At 59.6% G+C, this 17,356-nt stretch carries 10 protein-coding genes; 6 read left to right on the top strand and 4 right to left on the bottom strand.

All coding sequences use genetic code 11. The features are described from left to right. The first annotated feature begins 99 nt into the window (after positions 1-99). The 3 genes from CAF70_RS22245 to CAF70_RS22235 are packed head-to-tail and all read left to right on the top strand — an operon-like array spanning position 100 to position 6,216. A complete protein-coding gene (locus CAF70_RS22245) occupies positions 100-750 on the top strand; it encodes an N-acetyltransferase (RefSeq protein ID WP_085626598.1) in 651 nt (216 codons plus the stop codon). A 52-nt stretch (positions 751-802) separates the two neighbouring features. Continuing rightward, positions 803-2,545, top strand: a complete 1,743-nt coding sequence (locus tag CAF70_RS22240) for an autotransporter assembly complex family protein (RefSeq protein ID WP_085626658.1) — start codon at positions 803-805, stop codon at positions 2,543-2,545. Then, positions 2,542-6,216 carry a translocation/assembly module TamB domain-containing protein gene (locus CAF70_RS22235; protein WP_085626597.1) on the top strand — a complete coding sequence of 1,225 codons (3,675 nt, stop codon included), beginning with the start codon at positions 2,542-2,544 and terminating at the stop codon, positions 6,214-6,216. Before CAF70_RS22240 ends, CAF70_RS22235 begins: the two co-directional genes overlap by 4 nt. A 758-nt stretch (positions 6,217-6,974) precedes the next feature. Here CAF70_RS22235 and CAF70_RS27265 read toward each other — a convergent pair. The 3 genes from CAF70_RS27265 to CAF70_RS22220 form a co-directional block, all read right to left on the bottom strand. Next, positions 6,975-7,418 (bottom strand): DUF6756 family protein, encoded by a 444-nt coding sequence (locus CAF70_RS27265; protein WP_143491654.1) that lies wholly within the window; start codon positions 7,416-7,418, stop codon positions 6,975-6,977. 474 nt (positions 7,419-7,892) lie between these two features. Beyond that, on the bottom strand, positions 7,893-8,420 hold the full coding sequence (locus CAF70_RS28230) for an Imm15 family immunity protein (protein ID WP_371915961.1): 528 nt from the start codon (positions 8,418-8,420) through the stop codon (positions 7,893-7,895). Further along, positions 8,420-8,692, bottom strand: a complete 273-nt coding sequence (locus CAF70_RS22220) for a hypothetical protein (protein ID WP_178076416.1) — start codon at positions 8,690-8,692, stop codon at positions 8,420-8,422. Before CAF70_RS22220 ends, CAF70_RS28230 begins: the two co-directional genes overlap by 1 nt. 116 nt (positions 8,693-8,808) lie before the next feature. On the opposite strand from CAF70_RS22220, the gene tssF reads away from it, so the two are divergent. The 3 genes from tssF (at position 8,809) to tssM (ending at position 15,935) form a co-directional block, all read left to right on the top strand. Further along, complete coding sequence (tssF, locus tag CAF70_RS22215; protein WP_158090321.1) at positions 8,809-10,392, top strand: type VI secretion system baseplate subunit TssF; 1,584 nt, start codon at positions 8,809-8,811, stop codon at positions 10,390-10,392. Between the two features lie 300 nt (positions 10,393-10,692). Continuing rightward, positions 10,693-12,150, top strand: a complete 1,458-nt coding sequence (locus CAF70_RS22205; protein ID WP_256573310.1) for an RHS repeat-associated core domain-containing protein — start codon at positions 10,693-10,695, stop codon at positions 12,148-12,150. A 119-nt stretch (positions 12,151-12,269) separates the two neighbouring features. Continuing rightward, the gene (gene tssM, locus CAF70_RS22200; protein ID WP_085626593.1) at positions 12,270-15,935 is read left to right on the top strand and encodes a type VI secretion system membrane subunit TssM; all 3,666 of its coding nucleotides are present in this window, start codon (positions 12,270-12,272) and stop codon (positions 15,933-15,935) included. 69 nt (positions 15,936-16,004) lie between these two features. Here tssM and tssK read toward each other — a convergent pair whose 3' ends face one another. Further along, a complete protein-coding gene (gene tssK / locus CAF70_RS22195; protein WP_085626592.1) occupies positions 16,005-17,342 on the bottom strand; it encodes a type VI secretion system baseplate subunit TssK in 1,338 nt (445 codons plus the stop codon). Positions 17,343-17,356 lie beyond the last annotated feature (14 nt).

Below are 17,356 nucleotides of genomic sequence, written 5' to 3'. Positions count from 1 at the left end.
GCCGACATCGCTTGCCATCACCAGCATGGCGGCTTCGGCAGGCTGCTGCTAACGTCCTTCCCAGGGCACCGTACGCCCATTCCAGGAGGACTGCCCGCAATGCCCGAAACCACTGCCGTTCCGGCCCGAGTCTGCCTGCTCGATGATGGCTACAGCCGCGAGGCGCGTTCGCTGTTGTACAACGCCTACCGTCATGAACCTACCTTCGCCTACATCTTCGAGGCCCAACGCCCAGGTTATGAGCAGCGCCTGCGGGTGATGGTGCGCGAATGGGTACGCCAGCATTTCTATCTGCAGTTGCCTGCCATCGGCCTGCTGCTGGAGGATCGCCTGATCGCCCTGGCGCTGATCGTGCCGCCGCTGCGCCGGCTGGGGGTGGCCGACAGCTGGGCCTGGCGCCTGCGTATGGTATTGGGTACCGGCCTGCGCTGCACACGCCGCTACATGGACTACCAGGCCGCCCTGGCCAGCTGCCTGCCCACCGATCAGGTGCATGTGCTGCCGCTGTTGGGCGTGCACCCGCAATTTCAGGGCAAGCACTACGGTGAGCAATTGTTACAAGCTGTTCATGACTGGTGCGCAGAGGACCCTGGCACCCAAGGTGTGGTGCTGGACACCGGCAACGAGCACTACCTGGCCTTTTACCAACGCCAGGGTTATGAGGAAATTGGCGAGGTAGCTGTAGGACCAATCCGGGAGAGGGTGTTCTTCCATCCCAATCCGGTCTCCTCCAGTTCTGCTTTTGCCTGAGCAGACAGTGCGGCGGCTCCCATGAGCGCCCGGCTCTGGTAGCATGCGCCGCATGACGTATTCAGGAAGATTGACCTGGGGCCTGGTTATCTGGGCCGCCAGTTTCGCAGCATGGGGCCAGAGCGAGTTGCTGGTAAAGGTCAAACCGGCCAACAAAGCGCTCAAGGCCAATGTCGAAGGCTATATCGGTACCCTTGGCAACCGCGATGAAGAAGCACTGCTTCGTTTCAGTCGCGGCGCCCAGGAGCAGGCGCGCAAAGCCGCGCAGGCACTTGGCTACTACCAGGCGCGGATCGACACCGAGGTCAAGCCCGCCAGCGAGGCTGACCGTTCCCCGCAACTGATCATCACCATCGACCCCGGCGAGCCAATTCGCCTGCGCAACGTGACCGTGCGCATCGAAGGCCCCGCCAGCGAGATGAAAGCCTTTCGCGTGCCCGACAGCAAGGCCCTGCGCGCGGGCGAACAGCTCAACCACGGACATTACGAAGATGCCAAGCGGCTGATCCAGAATCAGGCGTCGCGCTATGGCTTCTTCAGCGGGCGTTTCAGCCGCCAGCGCCTGGCGGTCGACCCCCAGGCCGGGGTGGCCGATATCGAGCTGGTCTACCAGAGCGGCCCGCGCTATCACCTGGGCGCCGTCACCTTTGGTGGCGACACACCGCTGGACGACGACCTGCTGCAGCGCATGGTCTCGTTCAAGCCGGGTACACCTTACGACTCGGAACTGATCGCCGAGCTGAACAATGACCTGCAATCGAGCGGCTACTTCGAAGGCGTGCGCGTGGATGCTGCGCCCACCGCCGCCGTGGGCGAAGAAATCCCGGTGGATGTCCGCCTGGAAACCCGCAAGCCGCGCACCATGGGCCTGGGCCTGGGCTTCTCGACCGACGTCGGGCCACGCGGCAAGGCCAACTGGACCCGCCACTGGGTCAACCCGCAGGGCCATAGCTACGGCTGGGAAACCGAACTGTCGGCACCCCGGCAGAACGTCGGCCTTTGGTACGACATCCCCCTCGACCCGCCGCTGACCGACAAGTTGCGCTTTGCCGGCGGCTACCAGAACGAAGAAATTGCCGGCACCGATACCCTCAGCAAGCTGCTGACGGTGGGCCCTGAGTGGCACAGCAAGCTGCCCAGCGGCTGGCAGCGGGTGATTTCTCTCAAGTACCAGCGCGAGGAGTACCGCCTGGGTGATGACTCAGGGCTGAGCAACCTGTTGATGCCCGGGGTGAGTTACGCCTTCCTGCGCAGTGACAACCGTATCGACCCGCATAACGGTTACCGTCTGCAGTTCGATGTGCAGGCGGCCAAGGAAGGGCTGGTCTCCGACACCAACCTGCTGCATGGCAACGTGCTGCTCAAGGGCCTGACCACCCTTGGCCATAACCACCGCCTGCTCGGCCGGGTGCAGTTCGGTGGCAGCGCGACCAATGGCTTCAAGAACAACATTCCGCCGTCGCTGCGCTTTTTCGCCGGTGGCGACCAGAGCGTGCGTGGCTACGACTACCAGACCCTGTCGCCGAAGAACAGCGACGGCGACCGCATTGGCGGGCGCTATCTGGTCGCCGGCAGTGTCGAGTACCAGTATTCGCTGACCGAAAAGTGGCGGCTGGCTACCTTCGTCGACCAGGGCAACTCGTTCAATGACCTGGAGCTCCCAAGCCTCAAGACCGGTGTCGGTTTTGGCGTGCGCTGGGTGTCGCCGGTCGGGCCGCTGCGCCTGGACCTGGCCAAGGCGCTGGACGATGAAGGAGGAATTCGCCTGCACTTTTCCATGGGGCCTGAGCTGTGAAACGCGTGACCAAGTACATTCTGGCGGGCCTGCTCGGGGCAGCCGCAAGCCTTGGCCTGGCACTCGGCCTGCTTCTTGGGACCGAAGCCGGCAGCCGCTGGGTGCTGGGCAAGGTGCCGGGGCTTGAGGTGGCTGACTTCCAGGGCCGCCTGGCCGGAAGCTGGCAAGCCAGCCGGCTGAGCTGGGCCGATGCCGGCAACACAGTGGAGGTACAGGCACCGCTGCTGGCCTGGTCGCCGGCATGCCTGCTGCGCTCTACCTTGTGCATTGACCACTTGCAGGCGCAGCGCATTGACATGGCCTTTACACCCAGCGCCGAATCGGCCGACAGCGGCCCGTTGCAGTTGCCGGCCCTGCGCTTGCCGCTGGCCATCGAACTGGGTGAGGTCAAGGTTGGCCAGTTGCGCATGGATGGCAGCGACCTGCTTGGCGACCTGGAATTGCAGGCGCACTGGACCAATACCGGGCTGCGCATCGACAGCCTGCACCTGCAGCGCGATGACCTGCAACTGAACCTGCAGGGTGACCTGCAGCCTGAAGCCGACTGGCCGGTGCAACTTCAGGCGCAGCTGCAACTGCCCTCAGTAGACGGCAAACCGTGGCAGCTGGCGCTGACCGCCACCGGCGAGTTGCAGAAGACCCTGAAACTCGCCGGCACCAGCAGCGGTTACCTCGACGCCACGCTGAGCGGGCAATTGCAGGCGTTGGCCGAGCACCTGCCGGCGACCTTGCAGATCCGCGCCGAGGCATTCAAGCCGGCTGCCTCGTTACCTGACACTTTGCAGTTCAACCAGCTCAAGCTCGATGCCAGCGGCGATCTGCTCAAGGGCTATCAACTGTCGGGGGCGGCCAGCCTGCCGGCCGAGCAGTCGCCGATCGCCTTGCTGTTGTCCGGGCTGGTAGACAGCAAAGGCGCCAGGCTCGATGCCCTGGACCTGAACGCCAGCGATACCCAGCGGGTCAGGTTGCAAGCCACGGCTGACTGGCAGCAAGGCCTGGTTGCCGACGCCCAATTGGACTGGCAGGACTTCCCGTGGCTGCGCCTGTATCCACTGGAAACGCCGCCGGAGGTGACACTCAAGCGCTTCATGGCCCAGGTGCATTATCGCGATGGCAACTACCAGGGCACCTTCAATGGCGACCTGGATGGCCCGGCCGGCGCGTTCAGCCTGGCCAGCCCGTTCGAAGGTGACCTGAGCCAGGTGAAGCTGCCGCAGTTGGCGCTGAGTGCCGGGCAAGGCAAGGCTGCCGGCAGTGTCGCCGTGCGCTTTGCCGACACCCTGGCCTGGGATGTCGACCTGCAGTTGTCGGCGCTCGACCCGGCCTATTGGCTGGCCGAGCTGCCGGGCACCCTGGCGGGGCCGCTGCGCAGCAAAGGCGAAATGAAAGGCGACGCCCTGAGCCTCGATGCCCAGCTTGACCTGAAAGGCCGTTTGCGCGGTCAGCCGGCAATGCTCAAGGTGGAGGCCCAAGGGGCAGGGCAGAGCTGGACCTTGGGCGCGCTGGCAATCCAGCTGGGGGATAACCGCATCAATGGCAGTGGCAGCCTGCAGCAACGCCTGGCCGGGCGGGTCGACCTCGACCTGCCGCGCCTGGGCCAGTTGTGGCCAAGGTTGCAGGGCCAGGTCAAGGGCCGGCTGGATGTCGCCGGTACCTTGCAGGCTCCGCAAGGTACGCTGACCCTGCAGGGCCAACGGCTGGCCCAGGCGGAAAACCGCTTGCAGCAGCTGGACCTGGATGCCCGCCTGGACAATGCCCAGCGTGGCGTGATCGAGCTCAAGGCCAGCGGCATTCACCTGGGTGACACGGCATTGGGCACCTTGCAGGCCAACGGCAAAGGCGACATTCGCCAGCAAGCGCTGACCCTTGCGCTGGATGGCCCGCAACTCAAGCTCGACCTCGGCCTTGATGGGCAGCTGAACAATGGCGACTGGCGTGGGCGCCTGGCCAGCGGGCGGGTCCAGGCCGGCGGCCAGGACTGGCAGTTACAGGCGCCGGCGCGCCTGCAGCGGCTGGCCAGCGGGCAGCTGGACTTTGCTGCGCATTGCTGGCGCTCCGGCCAGGCCAGCTTGTGTGGCGACGATCAGCGCCTGGCCCCCGAGCCACGCTTGCGCTACCACCTCAAGCAGTTCCCGCTGGACAGCCTGGCCCAGTGGCTGCCGAAGGACTTCGCCTGGCAGGGCCTGCTCAATGCCGACATCAATCTGGACATCCCGGCCAGTGGCCCCAAGGGCAACATCGTTGTCGACGCCAGTGGCGGTACCCTGCGCGTGCGCGACAAGGACCGCTGGCTCGACTTCCCGTACCAGGCGCTGCGCCTGGACAGCACGCTGGCGCCACGGCGCATCGATACCCGCCTTGCGTTCCGCGGCGAGCGCCTGGGCGAGCTGAACGTCAACACGCGCCTTGATCCACTGGGCAAGAACAAGCCGCTGTCGGGTGATTTCCGCCTGGCCGGCCTTGACCTGTCGGTGGCGCGCCCGTTCGTGCCGATGGTCGAGCGCCTCGCCGGACAGCTCAATGGCAGTGGCCGGTTGTCGGGCACCTTGCTGGCACCCCAGGTCAACGGCAATCTGATGCTCAGCGGCGGCGAAGTCAGTGGCGCCGAGCTGCCGGTCAGCCTCAAGGACCTGTCATTGCAGGCCTTGATTGCCGGCGAGCAGGTACAGCTCGATGGCGGATGGCGCAGTGGCGAGGCGGGGCGGGGCCAGTTGAGTGGCAACCTCACCTGGGGCCAGGCGTTGGGCATGGACTTGCGTCTGCAAGGCCAGCAGCTGCCCGTCACGGTCGAGCCCTATGCGACACTGGAGGTCGCCCCCGACCTGAGCTTGCGCCTGATCGACGACAAGCTGGCGGTGACCGGCAAGGTGCAGGTGCCCAAGGGCACGATCACTGTACGCGAGCTGCCACCGTCCACGGTCAAGGTCTCTGATGACACGGTGATCGTCGGCCAACAGACCGAAGAGGGCAAGCCACCCATGGCGATGGCCATGGACATCGATGTCGAGGTGGGCCGCGACAAGCTTTCGTTCAGCGGATTTGGTCTCACGGCCAACCTGCTGGGCCATGTGCACATCGGCGACAACCTCGACACCCGTGGCGAGCTGAGCCTGGCTGACGGCCGCTACCGTGCCTACGGCCAGCGCCTGACCATCCGCCGTGCGCGGCTGCTGTTCGCAGGCCCGATCGATCAGCCGTACCTGGACATTGAAGCGATTCGCAAGGTCGATGACGTTATTGCCGGTATTCGCCTGAGCGGCAGCGCCGAGCAGCCCACCAGCAAAGTGTTCTCGGAACCGGCCATGAGCCAGGAGCAGGCGCTATCGTACCTGGTACTGGGGCGGCCCCTGGGCGCCTCCGGCGAGGACAATAACATGCTCGCCGAGGCAGCCTTGGGCCTGGGCCTGGCAGGTAGCGCCGGCATCACCGGTAGCCTGGCCTCGAGCCTGGGCATAGATGACTTCCAGCTGGACACCGAAGGTTCGGGCAATACCACCAGCGTGGTTGCCAGTGGCAACCTCACCGAGAAACTGAGCCTGCGCTACGGGGTGGGGGTGTTCGAGCCCGCGAACACCATTGCATTGCGCTACAAGCTGAGCAAGAAGGTCTATCTCGAGGCAGCCAGCGGGCTGGCCAGCTCACTGGATATCTTCTACAAAAGGGATTTCTAGTGTGCTGTTTCGCAAATGGCGCAGTGGCGAGTCAGGCTGCGTCATAGAGCCACGGCAGCTTGCAGGCCTTGTTCTCAGCGAGTAGCAACCTGCCGTTGCCGTCGTAAACGAATGCCTTGCTGTTGTTCTCGTTGTGTGGGCGCACGAGCTGACCGAGCTATTCTCATTGAAAGGTGACGGTGGTGTCATTGGAGTTGTGGCGTTGATCATTCGAATGCGATCCATAAACCCCACCTACTACAAGATGGGGCCTAAGGTTATCGTCGATCGATACTGTGTGCCGCAGTAGCTGAGTAGCACGTTGTCGTTGATCTTGTGTGGCGAGTGCTGGTTCGGTCCCGGTGGCGCGTCGGGGTCCAGCAGGTTGCTCGCCGGGTCGAAGGCGAATGTCTCCTTGCTGTAGTTGTGGGTGGCTTCGAGTAGCCGGCCCACGGGGTTGTTGTTGCCCGCTAGGTCGTAAAACCGCTGCAGCTTCCAGTCCCTATTCTCGGCGAGCAGCAGTCTGCCGTTCCCGTCGTAAGCGAAGGTTTCGGTTTCCCATTCTTTGCCGCCACGCTGCCCAGCGTGCTTTCGACCAAACGGCCTATGGGGTCGTAGTCGAAGTGCGTGCGGTAGTAGGGCGTCGACCCTTAGTTGGGTCGAACGCCTTGATGGATGATTGTGGTTGCAGATATTAGTCCGTTTACCTGTTTGATGTAGTGTGTAAACGATTTTAAAGAGTCATGTATTAATTGAGTGGTGCCTCAAGGCTGTTACTGTTAAGGTGTGTTGGTTGGTTTTTTCTCATTGATTTCGCTCAACAATAAGTCGCCATGATCGTTCTCGGCGAGAATCCAGGTTAGTTCTTTGTTTACTATGTAGTATTCGAAATATCTGCATTCGTTAAGTATGTGAGGTACTTTCTCTAGTGGTGCGCTGAAAATAAATTTATTTTCATTGTCTTCATCGATTATTAGCCAAATATCTTTAGTGCTGGCTGGGGCTAGCTCGCTTAAATGCATGGGCGCGGAGTTGTCATCAAAAACCTGAATTGTGGGTGTTGTTGAAAATGATAGCCACCAGGCTCTTGGGTTGCCTCTAACAAACTTTTTTTCAATATCTTTCAAGAATGCTTCTTTGTTTTTTGGTTCTTCATACGGTAGCCCGTGCTTGCTGAAGGCTAAAGATAGTTCGTCGTGTAACGTTAGGTTGGTAGCGTTCATAAATTTATCTAGGTCAAAAACTCCGGCTATCAGGCTATTTAGCTTTGTCGCTGTTTGGTGCCTATAGGGTGCTCGTTGTAAAGATTGTCAGTCGGGTCGTTGATGCCAAGTATGTGTCGTGGCTCGGCAGGATTCGGCTTGTGAATGAAAGTTATCTCATCAATCAATTCATCGCCTTCTTTCGCAAATATTGAGATGTATCGCTCTACTTTATGATTCATGGTTCGCCGTTGAGGTTAGTATTAGCCATTGACCTAATTACTACGCCTCCGTGAGTGGTTGCGTCACCCATCCTCACAATGTTCTTCACATAAAATCTCTCCTGAGAAATCGCTGCAAATCTATGTTGCTTGCTGTTGTTGTGTTTACGTGTGTATCACGAAGTGATGGAAAGTCGTGGTGGCCTGAGCTCTGTCAGTTGATGCGTTGGCGGGCATTGGGGCGGAGCATCAATTGATGCTCCGTTCAATATCATTACAAATATGGCTGTCGAAGTACTGCAAATACTCTGACGAATTCTTCGTTGCATGCGTCGTCGAAAAATCTACTTTCGTAGAAGGAGAATATAGGTTCTAAGTGGCATTCTATAAATATTTCTCTGATCAAGTTTAATTCCGGCGAATTTTTTTGTGATCCACTTGAGGTTAAGCGTTTTAAGAAGACTTCTCTTGACTCTCTTGCGTGTATAAAGAAATGAGGTATCGGGGGTTCTTCAGGGTTGGTTGTGGTGAAATCAGTAAAGGTTAACGCGTAGAATCGGGTGTTAGTGCGAATTCTGTTTAGTCGAGCGAAAAGCATGGCTGAGTTTAAAGTGAAAAAAGCAGTGTTTACTAAGAATGCTGTGATGGCTGGAGTTTGGAATTCGCGGGTTAGTTTGGATATTTTTTTGTATCGAGATACAAGAGGGATCTCCTCAAATGATTCGTATTCGTCAAAGAATGTGCTTATTTCGTTCCAGGGTTCGTTCTGAGTTATTTCTTTGAAAGTGCTTTGTATGTTCATCATTTTTCAATTTCCCAGCCATGAGTATTAAGCCATTCTATCGTCTTTTTCGAGAATGTGACTTCTCCTTTTCCTTTGTCGTGAATGGATCCGTCTTGGTTGTACCCCGAGCCGCAGGGGCAATGTGCATGCCATTGGCTTTTGGGTACGTCCTTTTCCGGGGCGTCAATTCTTGTAATTTCCGTGGGAGCTTGTTCTCTTCTTACTTTCTGTTGTGCTTGTTTTTCTTGAAGACGCCGCACGACAATTTGCAATAAAGAATTAATAGCCAAACACCACCAGGGCGTTTAAACCGCGAACTTCGTGGGAAGTTTCCTACAAGCCACCCCGATCAATTTTTATTGCATCGGGCTCAACCTCCTTAAATAGAGCGCTCGAAACAATAAACATGAAGTTTAAAGATTGGTTCATGCAGGAGCTGCAGACCCTCCGGGAGCTGGGTGACGACTTTGTCGAAGACGAGCCGCGCCTGGCGCCTTTCTTGGGGCGCACCGCTTCGGACCCGCAAAGTGAGCACGTGTTGGAACACTTCGCCTTCCTGACCGCTCGCCTGGTCATGAAACTTGAAGACCACCTGCCCGAGCTGACACACCCCTTGCTGCAACTGCTCTACCCCAATGTGCTGCGGCCGCTGCCGAGCATGACGGTGATGCAGTTCCAGCCAGTCGACCATGCGCTGAGCGAAACCCAGGTGCTGGCCAAAGGCACACCGGTGTTCTCCCGGCCGGTTGAAGGTGTGAGCTGCGAATTCCGCACGTGTGCGGAGCTGGCCATCGCACCGCTGGAGATCCGCCGCATCACAATGCAGCCAAGTGCCGACGCCCCTGTGGTGCGCATCGACCTGGGCGCTCTGTCCGAACAGCCACTGCGGCGCATGAAGTGCGACCACTTGCAGTTCCATCTGGCTGGTGGCGGCCGCAACGCACTGAACCTCTATCAGTGGTTGGCGCAGCATCTGGACAAGCTCTATCTGCACATCGGCCAGCAACGCTTTGCGCTGCCGCCTTCGGTGACCTTCGTCGGTTTCGAGGTCGATGAAGCCCTGCTGCCAAGCGCAGGCGAGCAGATGGACGGCTACCGCATCCTGCACGAGTTCTTTTGCTTTCCCGAGCGCTTCCATGGCTTTCGCATCGAGGGACTGGGGGCCTACTGGCCGGATGAAGCTGCCGAACAAATCCAGTTGGAGTTGCGCTTCAACGCCCCCTTTCCGACTGACATCCTGATCGATCCGACGACGGTCCTGCTCAACTGCATCCCCGCCATCAACCTGTTCACCTGCCCGGCCAAGCCTATCCCGCTGAATGCAGAGGCAATCCGTGACCGCATACACGTGGGCCGGCAAGGCAGCGATAAGGATGAGATCTTCAGCGTCGATCGTGTCAGCAGCCAACGCCAGAGATCCAAGGACCACGTACAGGAGTTCACGCTTTTCGAATCACTGCACCGCAATTTCCCACTGGGTGAGCGAATACCCACCCGCTACTACCAGCTGGATATCGAGCAGGAACCGGTCAACGACACGGTGCAACACAAGATCCGCCTGGTGCATCACAACCTTGAACCCTATCTGGGCGAACAGGAAGAACTGAGCATCGATCTGACCTGCAGCAACGGCGCTCTGGCGCAGCAGCTCAAGGTGGGCGAGATCGACCTGACGACCCAGGACACGCCGTCGTTCGTCACCTATCGCAACCTGACCCCGCCCACTCGCAGCTACCCGCCGATGCTGCAAAGCGGTGGCCAGGGTGAGCGTCACTGGGCGCTGATCTCCAACCTGGCCTTGAACAATTTGTCGCTGTCCTCCCCAGCTGCGCTCGCCTCAGTCCTGCGAGTGTACGACTTCGTTGGTGTCCATGACCTGCAACAAGCCCGCAGGACCGCCCAGCGCCTATGCGAGCCGCCATGCCTACGAGATGGCGGACTACCGCGTCGAAGATGCATTGGGTCGGGTGTTTACAGGAAAGCTGGATAGCGAGGGATTCGCTAGCGTGGCCGGGCTCGCTGCTGGACCGGCCAAGGTGACATTGGGCAAGGATCCGACTGACACATGGTCGCCAGCGAGCGAGATCAAAGAGCCTAGCGATGCTGCGGTTAGTTCGAAAACCGCTGAGCTCGCAGCCAGGGCGGTCGAGCAGGTTGCAACTGCAGTCCTCTCGAATGCTGCATCCCCCAATTCCTCGATAGCCAAGGGGCTGCTCAACCAACCCCTTGTGAACCGCGCCTCCGAAGAACTGGAGACCTTAGTCACCGCCGCCGCGGGGAAAACAAGACTATGACCGCACCTTCCACACGTCCACACGAGACGGCCGTCGCACCTATCAGAGAGATCCCCCCGGAAGACATTGAAGAAAGTGCGAACAATGTTGACCTCTGGCTCAGGCAACTCAGCGAAAACAGGCTGACCCTCGCCGATCTGAAGATGGCGGCTGAGTTCATTCCCATCGCTAACAACATCATGGCGGCTGTAGACGCCGTCAGCGATATGATCACGCTCGCAGAGAACGAAAACAGAACGCTGCTCGACTGGGTCAGCCTCGGCATAAACCTGATAGGCGTAATTCCAGTCCCGCCCGTGATGGCCTTTGCAAGAAAGAGCCTAAGACCTGCCCTGCACCTAGCCAAGCAGCAGGTCAAAGCAAATCCGAAAGCAGCAATCGGCGAAACCATAGTAACCGTTCTGACCGGACACTTGAACGCGACAATCCTCGGCGAGCTGGAGAACTTCGTCGCCTTCGCAGAAGCCGAACTGTCGCAAATGCTTGCGAAATGCGGCGCGTCTGCGAAGACATTGATGCTTACGATCGCCAAGGGTATCGACGACTTCCTGAAAGGACAGCTGAAGCATGCGCCGGCAACCAAAAGTGACGATCTATCGTGGCTGGAGGAGATTGCAAAACATGCGACGCTTCCGCTGGAAGTCGCTACCGTTGCGGCGCTGAATAGCTTATCGAGACTGATCCCCCCTTACATAAAAGCAATTGGCTTCAAATACGTTGCATTACTTCGACACCTTGCTACCGAGGTGGAGCGAAATCTTAAGGACCTTGGCAACGCTCAAGTAGCCAACAGCATTGGCCACATCCTATTAATGCTGCGAAACGCCGCTGGGCGCAAACGTGCTCAGCTCAATACCAGTGTTCCTCCAACCGGCGTAAGGCAAGCCAGAGGGGTTAGTCGTCAGAACGAACTGGGCGCGATCAACAGGCAGCCTGGCCCGAGGCAGGATGCAAAGCCCGAGAAGAATGGCGCCTGCGCTAGTACATGCCACAACATCACTTTCGCGCGCGGCTCTGAGCAGTTAATTCACACTGATTTTACGCTTCCTGGACCCTTTCCAGTTTCGTGGGCGCGCAACTACCGATCCAGTCAGTCCGCCCTTGATGGTGGCCCATTGGGCACACCCATGGAGCTGACTGACGAGAATGGACAAATGGCTTGGAGCGGGAAATATAAGGCTTGGGGCTTAGTTGGAGAAAAAATAAGTGACATAGCCGAACCGACAGGCATAGACAATGCGTTGCGCTTTCAGGGACAGTACTTTGATATTGATACAAAACTGCATTACAGCAGGCATAGATATTACGACGCGAATATTGGCCGATTCATCAGCACGGATCCGATTGGATTAAAAGGAGGATTGAACCTATATACCTATGCACCCAACCCACTTGAGTGGATCGATCCACTAGGTCTGGCGAAAGTTAAACCAGGCGGCACGCCAAAGTGTTAGTGCTTATTTCATAGTGGTAGGAGTTGATAAGTAATTTCGGGTGCTGTTACTGTCTTTTGCGGTTCGTGCCTTGAGCGTGCGTCAATTCATCGAAAGTGCAGTCGGTAAGGTTTGCCGCTATGAAAGTGAAGAAGGACAGTCTGCTGCGTGGCTTATCGTTGTTGCAGCGTCAGGCGATGCCCGTAGTTGTTATCGCCACAGTGCTCTGCGTGGCAGCTGCCGTGATCGGGGTATGGTGGTGGGGGCCGCAGTGGCAGTGGCGTGACCAGCAGCCACTGGCCGAGCAGCCCATGCGTATTGCCGTCACCGTGCTGCTTGTGGTGTTACCGCTGCTGGTGTGGAGCGCGTGGGTGCACCGTCGCAATCGCTTGATCGTGCGAGAGCAGCAACGACAGCAGCGTGAGGTGGAGGACCCCTGCCTGGTGTACCTGCAGGCCCAGCAGCGCGCCCTCGATGGCAGCCTGACTCGCTTGCGCGACAGCCAAGGCAGCCGCGGGCATCGCTACGATGTGCCGTGGTACCTGATCCTGGGCGAAGAGAATGCGGGCAAATCGAGCTTTGTCAGCCGCTCGGACCAGCGCTTTGCCTTGGCTCGCACCGAGCGCAGTTCGACGCAACGGGCCAGCACCGATCCAGACCTGCTGTTCGATATTGACTGGTGGGTGGGGGACGATGCGGTGCTGATCGATCCGCCCGGCGAGTTCATCAGCCAACCGGAGCGGCCCGTGCCGGTTCCCGATCCGCTGCCGCCTCCGGCAACGCTTGCAGACGGTCAGAACGATGCGCCTGTACCTGCAGAGGCCGCTGCCCCCGTCGAGCTCAAGTCGGCCGATCGGCCAGGGCTGCCGGCAGGTATCGAGCGCCGCCTGTGGCGGCACATGATCGGTTGGTTGGCGCAGAATCGCAGTCGTCGGCCGCTCAATGGCGTGGTTCTGCTGGTGGACATGACCAAGCTGTCCGCGCAAACCGAAAAAGAGCGGCGTGACCTGGCCTTCGTGCTGCGCGCTCGCCTCACGGAACTGGGTGGCGAGTTAGGCACGCGCCTGCCGTTGTACGTGGTGATGAGCAAGTTCGACCTGCTGGACGGCTTTGAGGAACTGTTTGCCAAGCTGCCTGCACGCGAGCGCGAAGAGGTGCAGGGCTTCACCTTTACGCTGGCGTCGGTGAAGGATTTCGACAGCTGGCTGGAGGAGCTGGGCGAGGCCTACCAGCACTTCATCGAGCAGCTTGAGGACACGCTGGAATCCGCCAGTGGTGCGATGCCTCCAGCGGCGCGCAAACGTGCCTACTCGCTGCTCAGGGAGCTGAGTGGTGTCCGCAAGATGTTGCTGAGTTTCCTGGGCGAAGTGTTGAGCAGCAATCGATACACCACGCCTGCGCTGGTGCGAGGGCTGTACTTTTCCTCGGTCTACCAACGCGGCGAGGTACGTAACCTGCTCGCGGACGCCTCCGCTCGTGCTTTTGCCTTCAACCCACCGGCGCTGTCAACCAAGCCACAAGGCACCTCGGTGGTCTATTTCGCTCAGCAGCTGTTGCAACGTGTGATCTATCCCGAGGCTGGCCTGGCCGGCGACAACCAACGGGTGGTCGAGCATAAGGCCCGGTTGTTGAGAGGCGGCGCCATTGCTGCGAGCGTGTGCGGGTTGGCCATGGCCGGTGGTTGGCTGTACTTCTACAGCGTCAACCGTGACAAGGCCGAGCAGGTGCTGGAGAAAAGCCAGGCGTTCACCAACACCCGCGCCGACGGCAAAGGTGACCTGACCGGGCGCAGCCTGCTGGCACCGCTGGATGAGATCCGCGATGCGGTGAGCCTGTACGGTGACTATCGCTCAGGCTGGACCGTCTTCACGGACATGGGCTTGTACCAAGGCAAAGCCATCGGCCCACAGGTGGACCAAGCCTACCTGAATGCACTCGCCCGGCGCTTTCTACCGGCGATCGCGGGTGGCGTGGCGGCGACCATCCAGCGGGCGGCACCCGGTAGTGACGAACAGCTGGCCGCCCTGCGCGTGTACCGCATGATCGAGGATCGCGCCAATCGCCGACCGGAACTGGTTGAGCAGTGGATGGCCCGCGAATGGCAGCAGGTTTATCCCGGTCAGGGCCAGTTGCAGGCCGCGCTGATGCGTCATCTGCAGTACGGCCTGGCTTATGCTGATGTTGAATTGCCAGATTACCAGCGTGTGGTGGCGGATGCTCAACAGCAACTGCGCAAGCTGCCCCTGGCTCAACGCGTTTACATCAGCTTGAGGCAGCAGGCCCAGGAGCAATTGCACGGCGAATTGGACCTGCGCAACGAAATCGGGCCGGCCTTCGATATCGTTTATGTGCCGTTGACTGAGCGCAACCATCAGGCGGCCGTAGATGGCAGCCTGTCGCTGCCACCGCTGCTCACTGCGCGGGGCTTCCGGGACTACTTCGACCAACACAGCCAGAACGTGGCAGACCTCGCCCTGATCGACCAATGGGTATTGGGCGAGCGGCGCACCCTCGACTATTCCGAGGTGGACCGCCAGGCACTGACGGAGCGCTTGCGCGCCTTGTACAGCGCCGATTACATCGACAGTTGGCGGCGGGTGCTGAACCAGTTTTCGGTTACAGAATTTACCGACATGACCCATGCGTTGAGTGTTTTGGAGCAGGTTACCGGCCCGGCAGCGCCCATGCGGCGATTGTTGGAAACGGTGCGCGGCAACACGCTGATCTACCCTGAGCCTGCGGACAGCGAGAAGCAGCCACAAAGCACTCAACCAGGCCGCCTACAGGCCATGGGGATCTATCGGTCGTTTGCCGGGCTTTCGGGGATGCTCGATGTGCAGGGTGACAAGCCGTCCTACTATGACGAAACCCTGCAAGCCGTCAGTGCCGTGTACGACTATGTGAAAGCGGTGCAGGACAACCCGAATCAGGGCAAGGCCGCCCTGGCGGTGGCGCTGAGTCGGTTCTCGGAGAAAGAACCTGATCCCATCCGTAACCTGCAGCGCGTTGCCACTGGCTTGCCGGAACCGCTGAACCGGCATGTTCGACAATTGGCCCACCAGACATCTCAGGTGTTGATGGTCATGGCGCTGCGCGAGCTGGAGCAGCGCTGGGAGGCGGAGGTGTACAGCGTCTACCAGGAGCGCCTGGCTTCACGCTACCCCATCGATCCGGCCGGGCCGGATGTTTCGCTCAAGGACTTCGAGGCGTTTTTTGGCCCGCAGGGGCAGCTCAAGCGCTTTGAGGATCAGTACCTCACAGTGTTTTTGAAAGACAACCTCAATGCGCTCTATTCCAGCGCCGATGACGGCTATCTGGTGCGGCCTGAGGTGATGGAGCAAATGAAGCAGGCGGAATCGATTCGCAACGCGTTCTTCGACAACCGCGGTGAATTGAACGTGAGTTTTGGCCTGGAGCCGGTAGCCATCAGCAGCGGGTTGCGCGGCAGCGTCTTTGGTGTGGATGGTCAACTGCAGGCATTTGCGGACAAGAGTAAAGACCCGATTGGCATGATCTGGCCAGGCCCTGGCGAGGAGAGTGGGCATAGCCGCGTCACCTTGGTACAGGCAGCGGGTACGACGGTCAGCCTGGGCTATCAGGGGCCGTGGTCGTTCTACCGCCTGCTCAGTCGAGGTGGCTTGAACGCTCGCACGCCTACCAGCGTCGATCTAAGCTTCAGAATTGCTGGTGAGACTGGGCGTTACAAGTTCCACGCCACCGGCGCGAACAACCCCTTCACTCGCCAGTTGTTTGCAGGGTTCGCGTTGCCGCAGCGGTTGTTGCGCGACGGTGCGGCAGAGCGCTGACATAGACCCAAAATGAAAAATCCCGATGCCTGGAGTGGATCGGGATTCTTCTTCAGCTACACCAGCGGTTCAGTCTGGCCTGATCGCCCAGAGCTGCATTTCAAGGTTCGGGAACTCCCCCGCGATGTGGAAGCCAAAGCCACTCGCATCCTTGAACTGCTGCCAGGTTTCGTGCTGTCGATCCAGCTCGAAGTACACGAAGCCGGAGTGATGAGGCAGATAGCGGGGCGTTACCAGCTGAGGGATCAACGGTAAACCCGGCATTTGCAGTTGGATGAAGTGGTGCAGCTTCTCAAGCGGGGCGACCTTGCCCTGCTGCTGGAACCGCTTGCGCAGATCGTCGCCGGGCAAGTCGGCACGCACGGCAAGAATGAACGTCGCATCCTCCAGCAGCTTGCGCTCATGCAGAACGGCTGTCAGTTCACCGTACTTTCTCTGCTGGATCGGCAGGGAAACGGCCCGAGGCTGCAGGACGGTGCTCAGTGATCGGCGCAGGGTTTCCTCCAGCACATGGAAGGACTCTGAGAGGTTGTCATGCTGGTAGGCGGGGTATTCCATGGGTAACCGACCGTCATCGGTGAACGTCACCAGTTCACCGCAGGCCTGGCCCAGGGCGATATGCAGCTGTTCGGGGTGCACGTTGCGGCGACGCGCCAGGTGATGGAAGTAAGGGTGTAGGCGGTTCAGTACCTGCAACAGGGCGAAATCGGTGACATCGGCGATGCCGGACTGGCCGGGTGAGCAGATCCGTTCGGCGAGGTTGCGTGCGCGTTCTCGGATGAGCCCCGTGGTTTCCTCAAGGAACCGGTGCAGGGCAGGGGCGCCCTTGAGGGAAACGCTGGTGGGGTAAAAGTGCTGATCGAGCAACAGGCTGCCGTCGGCGCGCTTGTCCAGGACCTTGGCCGTTGCAAGGCAGCTGTAGGCGCTGTTGTCGTCATCCTGAAGCTTGAGCTGCAGGTTAGGAATGGCGACATCCAGGATCATCGAATCGCCGCTGCCGCCGTGGTTGTCCATGACGGGAACGCCTTTGGCGATGAAGCGGCCGTTCACATCCTCGCTGTCGGGCCAGCGTACTGCAGGGGCGCCTGGAGCATGCAAGGGAAGTGTCAGGTACACCTTTTTATTGGCAGTGCCTTGGGGAATTTCCAGTGGCGCGGGCGGTGGCATGTCACCGGGGATGTCGAAAACCGTGCCATCGGGCATCACGCCACGAGCGCGGACGATGGCCACCTTGCCGAAGCTCAGGTACTCCGCATTCAACTCCAGTTCGCTGAACCCATAGAAGGCATCGTTCAAACTGGACACGCGTTGTTGCAGTGCCGATTCGGCGGCGAAGGCCATCTGCTGGAAGTGCTGGGGTTTGACGAACACGCCTTCTTTCCACAGTACAGCGTTACGTGAAGTCATCGGGTATTCCTTCT

It is taken from the genome of Pseudomonas sp. B19(2017) (assembly GCF_002113165.1).
Taxonomy (GTDB): Bacteria; Pseudomonadota; Gammaproteobacteria; order Pseudomonadales; family Pseudomonadaceae; genus Aquipseudomonas.
This window is presented reverse-complemented; position numbering and strand designations above follow the sequence as displayed.